The following is a 13,870-nucleotide window of genomic DNA, read 5'->3' on the forward strand; positions in this document are numbered from 1 at the left end:
AAAATTATAGAAAATATGAGGTTTTTAATGACAATGGGAAATGGTTTTCAAGACGATGAAAACGAGTATTCGTTAACTGTCAGTCAATTTGCGAAGTTGTGCGGTACAACTAGGGATACTCTTCGCCACTATTACGAGCAGGGGATCATTGCTCCCAAGGTTGATCCAGACAATGGATATCATTATTATTCTCCGGCGCAGATCAGTTCTTTTTTCTTTATCACAACCATGAGACAAGCCGGCTGTTCAATTCAGGAAATACGCTACATGATAGATTCTGGCTCCAAGGATGCCATTACCAGACTTGGCAACTCCAAGATACTTGATATGCAGAGAGAGCTCTTTTTAATAAACAAGAAAATAAGCGCTCTACACCTAGGCATGTGGATTCTTAATACCTGTGATGAACACGGCTTCAACAAGGTATTTGAAGACTTTATTCCTGATATAAGCGTATCTTCAACACCAATAAAAGACAGTGATACTGCCTTTCATGTGGCTGATATCGCGGAAGATATTTCCATTCATCTGGCTAAAACCGCTGGAGATGGCACTCTTTCAACCTTTCCAACTGGCGTGACCATGAGCTATGAGAATATGCGTAAAAAGCGCTACGTCTACAACAATGTAGTCAGTTTGTCTTTTCTTCCTGCTGACAACGAGACTTCCGTGCAGCTTCCCAGTAACAATGTGGTTGCCTGCTATCACGAACACGGTCAGTCTGATATAGATAAAATTTACGAAAAAATGGTATCATATATGAGGAGACACGGACTCACCGCAGTCTCCGATCTATTCATCGTAAGTCTGATCAATCTGTACAACAAAGAAAAGCAGCACACCTATTTTAAATATCTGTTTATATGCGTTTCCAAGTGACATAGCGCGCACTTTGTTCGTATAGATATGTGGATAAGATGAAAATACTAATCAGTTGATTTGGAGGGGAAATCACAGATGGCAGAAATTAGCAAGGTAACAACAGACAGCTTTTCAATGAACTATTTTAAGTTCGGAACCGGCGACAAGCCTTTGGTTCTGATTCCAGGTCTTAGCATCCAGAGCGTAATGGGGGCAGCTAATACAGTTGAGGCTGAGTATTCAGCAAGGATCAAAGAATCTTTTACCGTTTATGTATTCGACAGGCGCGAGGAAATTCCAGAAAACTACTCTATTCACGAGATGGCAAGGGATACTGTAACAGCCATTGAGTCTCTTGGGTTAAAAGATATATGTCTTTTCGGAGCTTCACAGGGTGGCATGATTGCCATGGTAATCGCTATTGAGCATCCAGAACTGGTAAAAAAACTTATTCTTGGTTCAACTTCATCTCACATCAAAAAGGAGCAGTCCGCGGTACTTAAAAAATGGATTGAGCTTGCAGAGAAAAAGGATGCTCATACTCTTTATCAGAGCTTTGCCAAGGAAATATATCCTCCTGAAGTTTACGACGAATATAAGGAATACTTTGAAGATGTAGCAAACTCAGTTACCGCCAAAGAACTTGAGAAATTTACAATACTCGCCAAATCCATATTAGGCTTTGATATTTCAAAGGATGTATCCAAGATTCAGTGCCCTACTCTGGCAATTGGCGTATATGAGGACGCTGTTCTTGATTCAGATGCCACCATGGAAATTGCAGAAAACCTTGATTACAGGCCAGACTTTAAGCTCTACATGTATATTGGCTATGGTCACGCTGCCTTTGACACAGCTCCCGACTACAGAGACAGGATGTATGCTTTCCTTACTGAGTAATATAGTGTAAAATTCTATCCAAGGCTCATTGTTTATTCAATGTGAGTCTTGGATTTTTTATTATCTTTTTTGGAGAAAAGAAATGGCATTTGATGGAATTACTATTGCGAATCTCACCAAGGATTTTAGTGACAGATTAACTGGTGGTCGTATTTACAAAATAGCACAGACAGAGAGCGACGAACTCTTCATTACAGTTAAGCTCTCCTTTGAAAACGCGGATAAATATGGTATCAAACAGGAAAAGATAGTTCTTTCTGCTGATGCTTCTCTTCCGCTTACATACCTTTCTGACGAGACCAAGCAGTCTCCTATGACAGCGCCTAACTTCTGCATGCTCCTTCGTAAGCACATTCAGAATGGCCGTATTATGTCTATTACTCAGCCAGGTGGTCTTGAGAGAATCATCCGTTTTGAGGTTGAGCACCTTGATGAAATGGGCGATCTTCGTCACAAGGTTCTGCTCATTGAGATCATGGGTAAATACAGCAATATCATCTTCACAGATGAGAACAATATGATAATCGACAGTATCAAGCATATCCCAGCTTCTGTCAGCTCAGTAAGAGAAGTTTTACCTGGACGCGAATACTTCATTCCATCTCAGGATAAGGCTAATCCGCTCACCACAACAGCTGACGAGTTTTCCAGCTGCGTTCTCAGTAAGGGAATGCCGCTTTTCAAGGCTATTTATTCAAGCTATACAGGCTTGTCTCCTATTATAGCTCAGGAAATCTGTTATAGGAGCGGTGTTGATGCAGATAAGTCCGCCATTGCTCTTGATACTTCTGAGTCAATCGCTGTATATAGAGCCTTTAGTGATGTAATGGACCTTGTTAAAAATGGACAGTTCACTCCAGTGGTTGTATATGAGGATGATGCTCCCAAGGAATATGCTTCTATTCCGCTGACCTTGTACGGAATGTCTTCAAATGCAGAAAATGCTACTGATACAAACTCTGAACATCATTCCTTCAAGGAATATGACAGCATTTCAGAGCTTCTCCAGAATTACTACGCTGAAAAAAATGTTGTCACAAGGATACGTCAAAAGTCAGTTGACCTTCGTAAGATTGTCCAGACTTCCCTTGAGAGAAACGTCCGCAAATACGAGCTCCAGCTCAAGCAGATGTCCGACAGTGAAAAGAAGGATAAATACAGAGTTTACGGCGAACTTCTTACTGTATATGGCTACAGCGCAGAGCCAGGTGCCGAGAAGATAACAGTCAATGACTATAACACAGGCAAGGACGTGACCATCACCCTTGATCCTACTCTCACGCCTTCACAGAATGCCAAGAAGTACTTTGACAAATATACCAAGCTGAAAAGAACTGCTGAGGCCCTCGAGGAACAGATGAAAGAGACCAAGGAAGCAATCAATCAGCTTGAATCCATTCAGACAGCACTTGAAATTGCCCAGAAGGAAGCAGACCTTGCTCAGATCAAACAGGAACTTGCTGACAGTGGTTATATCAAATCACATCCTACAGGCAAAAATGGCCACAAGGAGAAAATTACAAGTAAGCCATTCCACTACCTTTCAAGTGATGGCTTCGACATCTACGTAGGCAAGAACAACATCCAAAATGATGAGCTCACCTTCAAGACAGCCAATGGCGGTGACTGGTGGTTCCACGCCAAGAAGATTCCAGGCTCTCACGTTGTCCTGATCACAGGCGGGAAAGAAGTTCCAGACAGAGCCTTCGAAGAAGCTGCAGCACTCGCAGCCTTCTACTCCAAGGGCAAGATGCAGGAAAAAGTCGAGATCGACTACGTCATGAGAAAAGAAGTTAAAAAGCCAGGCGGAGCAAAACCAGGCTTCGTAGTTTACTACACCAACTACTCAATGGCTATTTCGCCGGATATTTCTGCATTAAAGCTTATAAGTGACTAATAATGACTAATATAAAAAAGATACCAATGGAATTCAGATCCACTGGTATCTTTTCTTTTTATGTAAGATTTTATTCTTCTATTTGATGATCAGTATTGCATCAGATTCCACCAAGCTGCATACGATAATACTTCTCATACAGTCCGCCAAGCTTGATAAGTTCTTTGTGATTGCCTCTTTCCTTGATTCCATCCTCATCCAGAACAATGATCTCATCTGCGCCCAGAATAGTTGAAAGTCTGTGAGCTATGGTGATAGTAGTTCTGCCATATGACAGCTTATCAAGGCTCTCCTGAATATAGCGCTCACTCTCGTTATCAAGAGCACTTGTGGCTTCATCAAGGATAAGGATTGGAGGGTTCTTAAGGAATACTCTGGCAATGGCAATTCTCTGCTTCTGACCGCCGGATAGTCTTGCTCCTCTCTCACCAACCTGTGTATCAAAGCCATTAGGAAGGCTTTCAATGAACTCGAGAAGATCAGCGTTTCTCGCAGCTTCTACGATTTCATCCATTGTTGCATCAAGCTTACCGTAGGCGATATTCTCTTTTACCGTACCATTAAAAAGATATACATCCTGCTGAACAATACCAATATATGATCTAAGTGATTTCTGAGTTACGTCCCTGATGTCAGTTCCATCAATCTTAACGCTTCCACCTGTTACGTCATAGAACCTTGGAAGCAGCGAGCACAGCGTTGTCTTACCGCCACCTGATGGGCCAACAATTGCAACAGATTTGCCTGCATCAACATGAAGATTGATATTAGACAGGACTGCCTCGCCGTTCTCGTATGAGAATGATACATCTTCATAGTCGATAACGCCCTTAACATCCTTAAGCTCTCCAGCGCCCTCTTTATCTACGATTGCAGGCTCAGTTTCTACAACTTCCCTGAATCTCTCAAAGCCTGCAAGGCCCTTCTGGAGCTGCTCTGTGAACTCAACCAGAACGTTAACAGGATTTATGAAAATATTGATATACAGCGCATAGATAGCAAGGTCTTCACCTGTCATCTGGCCCTTGGCAATAAAGAAGCCACCAGCCACGAGAACTGTAATAAACATAAGTCCTTCAAAGAAGTTATTACCTGAATTAAAGATTCCCATCTGTCTGTAATTGGCCTGTTTGGAATCAAGGAATGCCAGATTGCTGTTATCAAACTTCTCTCTTTCTATATCCTCGCCAGTAAAAGACTTAACGACGCGGATTCCGCCAAGTGTGTCCTGAAGAGATGAGTTAATTCCGGCTATCTTTTTCCTGTTATCCCTAAAGGTAACTCTCATTCTCTTATTCTGGCCTATTGCAAAGAATGCCATACAGATGACAACAGCCACAAGGCAAAGAGTCATAGGAACATTGATTCTCATTAGGAGTATAAATGAGCCAAGAATCTTAACTACAGAAATAAATATATTCTCAGGACCATGGTGAGCCAGCTCAGATATATCAAAGAGATCAGAAACCAGCTTACTCATCATTTCGCCAGTGTTGTGAGAATCATAGTAAGAAAAAGAAAAGTCCTCAAACTTATCAAAGAGCTCTCTTCTCATACCAGATTCCATCTTAGCTCCCATCATATGTCCCTGATAGGTTACGTACCATCTGCAAAATGATCTGACAGCGTACATCACTATAAGGCCAAGGGCTATAATACCAAGTCTTTTTAGGATAACTTCAGGTGCCTCAAGGAAAAGTGTTGATCTCAGTATCCTTAGAAACTGAGGAAATGCCAGATCAATAATAGAAAGTATTGATGCGCATAAAAGATCTAACAGGAATACTCCCATATATGGTTTATAGTAAGGCAAAAACTTCTTAACCAGCTGCATTTTCACTCTCCTTAGCTTTATTATTCCATAATATCAAACGAATCAGGAACAGAATTCCTCTTACGCATAATTCAGTGCACATGGCAATCCATGCGCCTTTAAGTCCAAATCTTGAACCAAGATACCATGCAAGTGGGATTCTGACACACCACACACTAGCAAGATTAAGTACACTTGATAAAAGTGTCTCTCCTGCTCCTCTGAATACGCCGGCAGAAACAATAGCTGCGCCGTAAAAGGCTTCAGCAAAGGCTTCGATCCTAAGTATCTCTGTGCCAAGAACTCTGATCTCAGCATCAGGTGATAAGATGCTGATCATCTGAGGTGCAAAGAGCCACATGAGAAATCCGCTAAAGCCCATAACAAGCATACCAAGAATTACCGCCATCCAGCCAAGTCTTTTGGCTTCATCTCGTCTTCTTGCTCCAATGCACTGTCCAACTATAGTTGTGGCAGCAACGCCTATTCCAAAGCCCGGCATATAACAAAGGCTCTCTGCTGTTATGGAAAAAGAATTAGCTGCTACTGATACTGTGCCATACTGAGATACGATTCTTGTAAAAGCAACGTAGGCAAAGCCCATGATTATATTATCTATAGCAACAGGAACTGCAATTTTAAGAGCATTAGGTATTTCTTTATACAAGAATTCTGAAAATCCAGTTCTGACCTTGTCCTGTCTCCCCACCAGATAAAGAGAAGGCGTCTTAACAAGCAGAATATACATCATTATAAAAGAAATGATCACTATAGAAATAGATGTTCCAAGGGCTGCGCCCACAACTCCCAAAATAGGGATAAGAATCGCATTAAACAGAACATCAAGTCCGCACATGATAACACTTAAGATGCTGGGAACCCTAATGTTTCCACTAGACTGTATCATTCCCTGAGACACATAGAGCATCTCGTGAATTGGAATAGTCAGGGCATATACAAGAAAATAATTAGAAGCATCTCTCCTTATAGCCACATCTCCGCCCATCCAGGTTGGAAGATATCCACTAATTGTAACGCATACAGCCATGAGAACTAGTCCAAAGCCAAGTACGCAAACAAGTCCCCATTTAACTATTACTCTGGCTCCTGCTTCATCATTAGCTCCTATTCTGTGAGCAACGCTAACAGTAAAGCCCATACTGGCCGCTGTCATAAGACCGCCAATAAGCCATGTGGTACTGGTCACAAGTCCAATAGCCGCTGAAGCATTTGCTCCCATGTGACCTACCATGGAGGCATCTATATATTGCATTATTACTGATGAAAGCTGTGCCAGAATAGCTGGAAGAGAAAGTCTTATTATCAGTATGATTTCCTCTCGAAGTGATAACTTCTCTCCGTTCCTGATAGCTGCAAGTTGATCGTTCATTATAACTCCATAGATTCAATAATAATCGTGTTTCATCTAAATAGTTCATAGACAAAAATCAGTGCCTTACTTGATCCAAGAAAGGCACTGATACATTTTACATTGCACACTATTTATTTGCAACAAGATTGATGAAATTTATCCTTAGATTGCGTACTGGATAAGAAGACGAAGTGTATTTTCTGCTCCATCTCTGTGGCTACGCTCATAGCCATGAGATGCATAAACGCCAGCACCAATAAGTCCATGTTTAAGATCATTACCAGATCGAAGTGTAGCTTCTACGTCACTTCCGTAGTGTGGATAGATGTCTACTGCATAGTCAGCACCACTATCTACAGCTGCCTTGGTAAGCGCTTTAACAATCTCAAAGCTGTAAGGGCCACCACTGTCCTTGGCACATATAGATACCTGTTTCTCTGTGCAGGTAAGGCCTTCGCCTACACAACCCATATCTACAGAAATAGCCTCTGTGCAGCCCTCTGGAACACTGCCACAGCCGCCATGTCCAACTTCTTCATATACAGTAATGTGAGCATAAAGAGCTCTCTTAGGAGTAACCTTCTTTTCCTTGATGTACTTGGCAAGTCCAAGAAGAATACCTACACTGAGCTTATCATCAAGGAATCTTGATTTGATGTAGCCAGTCTTGGTTACTCTTACGTTTGGCTCGAAGCAGACGATATCACCTACTGAGATGCCAAGCTTTTCTGTATCCTCTTTTGTCTTAACATCTTCATCAAGAACTACTTCACATGTATCCCATTTACGCTTGATATCATCATAGTCACCATTAACATGTATTGAGGCGTTGTTGAGCTGGAATGTTCCTTCATAGATGCCATTGAACTTAGTCACTACTCTTACATTCTCAGTCTCTGCGTTGTTTGGATTCATACCACCAAGGTTAGTAAGCTGAAGTCTTCCATTCCCCTTGATTGTAGCAACCATTCCGCCAAGAGTATCAGTGTGAGCCTCAAGTAAAAGGCCATCCTTTTTATCCTTACCTGTAAGATCAACGATTACGCCGCCTTTATTAGTAAGGGTTGCCTTAAAGCCAAGCTTCTCGAACTCCTTTTTAACCCAGGCTGCAGCTTCCTCAGTGTAGCCAGTTGGTGAATCGATGTTAAGGAGCTTGGTTGTCTCCTCTACTATAAAGTCTGTGTATTTGGTAAGATCAATCTTTTTTACTGTAGATGTCTTATTTGTTGTTTTACCTGCTGTTTTCTTCGCTGCCATATTTATCTTTTCCTTTCTTATCATTTCATAATCTTGAGCTTCTTCATAACATTAACAAGAAGGTAAGCCTTAGGAATTCTCCTGATCTCAGACTCAGAAGCTCCGCCAATCTTAACCAGCATTACAAAGTACACAATTACTGCCACTACCATTGCAACCATAGCAGAAACAAGGTTAACAAAGTAATTTGTATACATATAATCCGCAAACTTAAGCTCCGCTGCCACTGTGCCAATACTCTGAATACGTCCAATTGAATAAGCAATAAAGCTTACAAGTACGTATGAAAGATATGCAAATGCTCCCATAACAACAGCTGCAATACCAGGAAGTACATAGGTCTTCTTGAAATTATTGCTAGTAGTTATGCTCTTCTTAAGTGACATACTGTTAAGAATACACATGAGAAGTGAGTAAACTATTGTAACTATGCAAAGAGCTGCTCCGCCAAGATCTGTAAATACCAAAAGCGCGCTAAGTACTACTGTCTGCACAATAAGAGCAAGGAACGCATTAACTACAGGTGTGTTAACCCTTCCTATTCCCTGAAGCACTGCATTGGAAATAGTTGAAAGCGAGTAAAACACTACAGTAATTGCAAGTATCTGGAGTAGATACGCAGCCTCTCCAATAGATGCTCTCTGTGGGAACAAAATCATGATAAATGGCTTGGCAAGGACAAAAAGTCCTACTGCACTTGGAATAGCAATGAGAAGGATTACCTTGGTAACCTTGGAAATGGTCTCACTTGCTTTTTCCTTATCTCCCTTGGCCAAAAGAGCTGATACTTCTGGAAGCATTGCAGAAGCTGCTGCACTTGCAAGTGCTATAGGAAGGCTTGTGATAACCTTGGCTTTCCTTGCGTATATTCCATACATTGATGCCACCTGTGCTTCATCCACATGTCTCACATACATGAGGATTCTGGAAAACAGTGTAGCATTAAGTGATGATGACAGATTGTAAATTGCAGTACTAAGAATAAAAGGGGTTACGATCAAAATGATCATGCTGTAAATCTTTTTATCTGGCAGTACCTCATGCTGGTCTGAGTCAATTCTCTTATGAATCTCTTTTCTGTTAAAGAGATAGATATGAAGCATGAATAAAAGAGCTACCAGTACACCAGAGCCTGTACCAAGGGCGCTTCCTATAGCACCGTATACAGCTCTTTTGGACATATCCTGCGTTCCGGCAATTCCAGTGAGTATATAGGCTGCGCCAACACTGACAATTGCATTAAAGACCTGCTCTAAGATCTGAGAAACAGATGATGGAACCATTGTCCTCTGGGCCTGGAAATAACCTCTTAATACTCCCAGAAATCCAAAAACAAAAATAGTCGGAGCAAAGAATCTAAGGACTGTTGCTGCTCTTCCTGCTGCAAGAACATCAGCTCCAAGGAAAAGCAAAAGACTTCCTATAAGTCCAACTATTGTTACATAAACAAGAGCACATCTAAATATCCTCTGTGCTGTCTTAAACTCTCCTACAGCAAGCCTTGCAGAGATGATCTTGGACATAGCAGATGGAATACTGTACGAAGAGATCAAAAGAATGATCGTATAAATCTCGTAGGCAGTTCCATAGTAGCCGTTACCCTCATCCCCGATAATAGCCGCCAGAGGACTTCCATATAAAAGACCTATGATCTTACTGATAATTCCAGCAGCAGCCAGAATACCAGCATTCATCAAGAGGCTTTTTTTCATTTCTTTATTACCAATATTGTTATTCATTACAAATCAACTTTCATATCATCAAGCATTACAGCTTGTATTATGATTCACATAAATAAAGGTGTCAACAGCCGTTGACACCTCAAATGTTTAATAATCAAGGTTTTAACCAGTCGTACATTTCCTGATACTTCTCAGCAGATATCTTCCAGGAGAAGTCAACTGCCATAGCTCTGTCGATCATCTTGTTCCACTCGCGCTTCTGATCGTAGTATACTCTCTCAGCTTCTCTGATGGTTCCAAGCATCTCATGAGCATTGTAGTTGAGGAATCCAAAACCTGTTCCTGTGCTCTCGAACTTGTTGTATGGTTCAACAGTATCGATAAGTCCGCCTGTCTGACGTACAATCGGAATTGTACCATATCTAAGTGCCATGAGCTGTGATAGTCCGCATGGCTCAAAGAGTGAAGGCATCAGGAATGCATCAGATGCAGCATAAATCTTGTGTGACATAGGCTCTGAATAATAAATGTTAGCAGATACCTTGTCATGATACTTCCAGTCAAAGTGACGGAAGGAATTCTCATACTGCTCTGTTCCTGTACCAAGTACAACCAGCTGAATAGCATCCTGGCAAAGCTCATCAAGAACATAGTTGATAAGATCAAAGCCCTTCTGATCAGTAAGTCTTGATACGATACCGATCATCATGCACTTCTCATCTTCCTTAAGACCAAGCTCCTTCTGGAGTGCCTTCTTGTTCTTAACCTTCTCTTTACGGAAGTTAATAGCATTGTATTGATAAGGAATGTATTTATCTGTCTCAGGATTGAAATCTGTGTAATCAATACCGTTGACAATACCTCTAAGGTCATTGGCTCTTGCTCTAAGAAGGCCATCAAGCTCCTCACCATAGAACTGAGTCTTGATCTCCTCTGCATATGCCTTACTAACTGTAGTAATGGCATCAGCATAGACAATTCCGCCCTTAAGAAGGTTGGCATCTTTGAAAAGGCCAAGCTTATCTGGTGTGAAGTAATAATCAGGAAGTCCTGTGATATCCTGAACTGCCTTGATATCCCACTTACCCTGGAACTTAAGGTTATGAATTGTCATGATTGCCTTAATTCCTCTGTAGAACTCGCTTCCCTGGAATCTCTCCTTGAGATATACAGGTACAAGTCCTGTCTGCCAGTCATGGCAGTGAATGATATCAGGTCTGAAATCGATAACAGGAAGAATTGAAAGTGCTGCCTTGGAGAAGAATGCAAACTTCTCGATCTCAAAGAGCACATCATCACCATAAGGCTTCATCCCGTTAAAATAAAACTCGTTGTCAATGAAGTAATATTTGATACCGTCTACTTCTGCTCTGAAGATACCAACATACTCATTTTTCCAATGAAAATCCATGTAGAAGTTGGAAACATATTCCATCTTTTCCTTGAGCTGCTGATTAATACACTTATATAGTGGCAGAATCACGCGGACATCAAAGTATCTCTTATCAATGTCCTTGGGAAGTGAGCCAACTACATCAGCAAGTCCACCTGTTTTAATAAATGGTACTCCTTCAGAAGCTACAAAAAGGATATTTTTCATTAGTCGTTTTTCTCCTCATACTTTGCAGATTGCATAGCTATAAGTTCTTTATCGTCAAAATAGTTGATCTTCATTGCTGCCTTAACATCAGCAAGTGTCTGTGCAGCAACTTCCTCAGCTACCTGGCTGCCTTTTCTAAGGACTTCATATACGTAAGGTATATCCTTCTGGAATTCTTTTCTTCTATTGCGGATAGGCTCAAGCTCAGCCTGAAGTACGTTGTTAAGGAATCTCTTAACCTTAACATCACCAAGACCTCCTCTTGAGTAGTGATCCTTCATTTCCTGGAGGTTAGCATAATCTGGTGCAAACTCAGCAAAATGCTCATCCTTGGCAAAAGCATCAAGGTAAATAAATACTGGATTGCCTTCAACCTGACCTGGATCCTCAACTCTAAGGTGATTAGGATCTGTGAACATGCTCATAACCTTCTTCTGGATTGATTCTGGCTCCTCAGAAAGGTAGATGCAGTTACCAAGTGACTTACTCATCTTGGCCTTACCATCAATACCTGGAAGTCTAAGACATGCTGCATTATCAGGTAAAAGAATCTCTGGCTCAACCAAAGCTTCTCCATATACTGAATTGAACTTTCTAACGATTTCTTTACACTGCTCGAGCATTGGCTCCTGATCCTCACCTACAGGAACTGTAGTTGCCTTGAAGGCTGTGATATCAGCTGCCTGGCTGATTGGATATGTAAAGAATCCAACAGGAATGCTGGTCTCAAAGTTTCTCATAGCAATCTCAGACTTAACAGTAGGGTTTCTCTGAAGTCTTGAAACTGTAACGAGATTCATATAATAGAAGGACAGCTCTGTAAGCTCTGGAATCTGTGACTGAATGAACAGTGTAGACTTAGCTGGATCAAGTCCAACAGAAAGATAGTCAAGTGCTACCTCGATAATGTTCTGACGTACCTTCTCTGGATTATCAGCATTATCTGTAAGCGCCTGAGCATCGGCGATCATAATGAAAATCTTATCAAACTCCCCTGAATTCTGAAGCTCGACCCTTCTACGCAGAGAACCTACGTAATGTCCTACGTGAAGCTTGCCTGTAGGGCGGTCTCCAGTCAAAATAATCTTACTCATTCCCCAAATTTCTCCTAAAACCAAATTTCGAATACTTTACAAAAAAGTATACTAATATAGAATACTCTATTTTAGCTTAAGTGACAATGCAAATTGTTCCTGAGACACCTTAACTAAAACATTTTTTGTATTAATTGTTGATCCTAAAAGGCCAAATTCTTCTGAAAACAGCGCGACAGCAAGATTAAGTCTTCCACGGCTCCTGATAGTGCAGTATTCAGCAATGGAATTCATGATACTGCTCATTACTCTGTCTCTAATTCCCCAAGTTGTTAAAAGAGCCAATATCTCATCACAGGTAAGACAGTGCATAACAGTTCTGACCTGGCTGGAGGTTCCTCCAATTATTGCTGTATGTGCAGCAAATATCTCTCTTCTGCCATCTGAGGCAAAAGAATTAGTGTTAGTAATACCAGCAGCAAGCTTAACAAGCTTACCTACATTACCTACAAGAAGCATGTTAGTTACGCCGTAAGATACGCAGCTATCAATAGCCTGTCCAGGATAATTGTAGCAATGCGCAGCTGTAGTAAGCGGTACATGAAGCTGACTATTGATCTTGTCAGCACAGTAATTACCAGGCGAAACCAGAACGCTATTTACACCATAATCAACCTGCTTTTTGATCTGAAAATCAATTGAATCTGATATATCTCTCTGATGAATCTTGGAAATTGTAGCATGCTCACCCATAATGGTGATTCCACCGGCAAAGGTAGTCTGTCCCATAGTATTGCCGGCTGCTATCATCATTCCTCCGGGACAGCTTACAGTTATCAAAAGAAGCTGTGCACCATCCGAAATATCGCAGACATTAGCAACTGTCTCAAAAACAGAATCTCTTACAGGCTTTTCTACAAGCGCCTCACCGTCAAGATATCCAGGTCTTCCACCTGATGCTGTTCCTATACCTTCTCCACCAACTAAAAAGAGATTGGCAAATCTTGGATCAACATGCGCTTTGTCGCTTATATTATTAAAGTCCTCGATATATGAAACGCAGACTCTTATCTCAGCTCTGTCCTTAATATCTGGAGGCGCAGCACCTTCCACAACACAGGAATACTCAGACTGCTTGAGATTACAGTTCTCATCTATTCTTTTAACAGGATAGATTCTGCTGGAAGTTCCATGAAATACAATAATGTTCTCAAACCTGATCCTAAACAAAAGATCACTGGCTGCAGCCTGTGCAGCAGCTGCCATACAATCACCTGATGAAACAGGACTACTAAGTAAACTATTCTGATCCTTTACGATAAATCGATCCATATAAGGCCTCTCTAACAAGATAAACCACAATATTATGTGTCTGTGAATAGCTACTACAACATCATATACCTAGTACCATTATACAATATTTCGTGCATTCTCAAAAGAAATATTGCAAAATT

10 protein-coding genes are annotated in these 13,870 nt (G+C 41.2%); 3 read left to right on the plus strand and 7 right to left on the minus strand.

The window, feature by feature from the left end; translation table 11 throughout:
* Positions 1-27: 27 nt before the first annotated feature.
* From IJI01_RS05260 to IJI01_RS05270, 3 genes are all read left to right on the plus strand, one after another.
* Positions 28-879, plus strand: coding sequence for a MerR family transcriptional regulator (locus IJI01_RS05260; protein WP_292186832.1), 852 nt, complete (start codon positions 28-30; stop codon positions 877-879).
* A 78-nt stretch (positions 880-957) separates the two neighbouring features.
* Entirely contained in the window at positions 958-1,761 is an 804-nt protein-coding gene (locus IJI01_RS05265) for an alpha/beta fold hydrolase (protein ID WP_292186836.1), read from the plus strand.
* Between the two features lie 82 nt (positions 1,762-1,843).
* Positions 1,844-3,658, plus strand: a complete 1,815-nt coding sequence (locus IJI01_RS05270; protein ID WP_292186839.1) for an Rqc2 family fibronectin-binding protein — start codon at positions 1,844-1,846, stop codon at positions 3,656-3,658.
* A gap of 100 nt (positions 3,659-3,758) precedes the next feature.
* Here IJI01_RS05270 and IJI01_RS05275 read toward each other — a convergent pair whose 3' ends face one another.
* From IJI01_RS05275 to IJI01_RS05305, 7 genes are all read right to left on the minus strand, one after another.
* On the minus strand, positions 3,759-5,492 hold the full coding sequence (locus tag IJI01_RS05275) for an ABC transporter ATP-binding protein (RefSeq protein ID WP_292186843.1): 1,734 nt from the start codon (positions 5,490-5,492) through the stop codon (positions 3,759-3,761).
* On the minus strand, positions 5,479-6,861 hold the full coding sequence (locus tag IJI01_RS05280; protein WP_292186846.1) for an MATE family efflux transporter: 1,383 nt from the start codon (positions 6,859-6,861) through the stop codon (positions 5,479-5,481). The genes IJI01_RS05275 and IJI01_RS05280 overlap by 14 nt, the downstream gene beginning before the upstream one ends.
* A gap of 144 nt (positions 6,862-7,005) precedes the next feature.
* Positions 7,006-8,100: a M42 family metallopeptidase gene (locus tag IJI01_RS05285; protein ID WP_292186849.1), complete on the minus strand. Its 1,095-nt coding sequence runs from the start codon at positions 8,098-8,100 to the stop codon at positions 7,006-7,008.
* Positions 8,101-8,120: 20 nt separating this feature from the next.
* On the minus strand, positions 8,121-9,839 hold the full coding sequence (locus IJI01_RS05290) for a putative polysaccharide biosynthesis protein (RefSeq protein WP_292186852.1): 1,719 nt from the start codon (positions 9,837-9,839) through the stop codon (positions 8,121-8,123).
* Between the two features lie 97 nt (positions 9,840-9,936).
* Positions 9,937-11,382 (minus strand): glycogen synthase GlgA, encoded by a 1,446-nt coding sequence (gene glgA, locus IJI01_RS05295; protein WP_292186873.1) that lies wholly within the window; start codon positions 11,380-11,382, stop codon positions 9,937-9,939.
* Positions 11,382-12,476, minus strand: coding sequence for a tryptophan--tRNA ligase (trpS, locus tag IJI01_RS05300; RefSeq protein WP_292186876.1), 1,095 nt, complete (start codon positions 12,474-12,476; stop codon positions 11,382-11,384). The genes glgA and trpS overlap by 1 nt, the downstream gene beginning before the upstream one ends.
* A gap of 66 nt (positions 12,477-12,542) precedes the next feature.
* On the minus strand, positions 12,543-13,748 hold the full coding sequence (locus IJI01_RS05305; protein ID WP_292186879.1) for a cobalt-precorrin-5B (C(1))-methyltransferase: 1,206 nt from the start codon (positions 13,746-13,748) through the stop codon (positions 12,543-12,545).
* Positions 13,749-13,870: the final 122 nt, after the last annotated feature.

Origin of the sequence: Butyrivibrio sp. (assembly GCF_017433805.1) — a bacterium.
Lineage (GTDB): Bacteria > Bacillota > Clostridia > Lachnospirales > Lachnospiraceae > Butyrivibrio.

Excerpts from the sequence above, each read along its gene's own strand:
- IJI01_RS05260 (WP_292186832.1), top strand. The coding sequence starts at position 28 with ATGACAATGGGAAATGGTTTTCAAGACGATGAAAACGAGTATTCGTTA.
- IJI01_RS05265 (WP_292186836.1), top strand. The coding sequence starts at position 958 with ATGGCAGAAATTAGCAAGGTAACAACAGACAGCTTTTCAATGAACTAT.
- IJI01_RS05270 (WP_292186839.1), top strand. The coding sequence starts at position 1,844 with ATGGCATTTGATGGAATTACTATTGCGAATCTCACCAAGGATTTTAGT.
- IJI01_RS05275 (WP_292186843.1), bottom strand. The coding sequence starts at position 5,492 with ATGCAGCTGGTTAAGAAGTTTTTGCCTTACTATAAACCATATATGGGA.
- IJI01_RS05280 (WP_292186846.1), bottom strand. The coding sequence starts at position 6,861 with ATGAACGATCAACTTGCAGCTATCAGGAACGGAGAGAAGTTATCACTT.
- IJI01_RS05285 (WP_292186849.1), bottom strand. The coding sequence starts at position 8,100 with ATGGCAGCGAAGAAAACAGCAGGTAAAACAACAAATAAGACATCTACA.
- IJI01_RS05290 (WP_292186852.1), bottom strand. The coding sequence starts at position 9,839 with ATGAATAACAATATTGGTAATAAAGAAATGAAAAAAAGCCTCTTGATG.
- glgA (WP_292186873.1), bottom strand. The coding sequence starts at position 11,382 with ATGAAAAATATCCTTTTTGTAGCTTCTGAAGGAGTACCATTTATTAAA.
- trpS (WP_292186876.1), bottom strand. The coding sequence starts at position 12,476 with ATGAGTAAGATTATTTTGACTGGAGACCGCCCTACAGGCAAGCTTCAC.
- IJI01_RS05305 (WP_292186879.1), bottom strand. The coding sequence starts at position 13,748 with ATGGATCGATTTATCGTAAAGGATCAGAATAGTTTACTTAGTAGTCCT.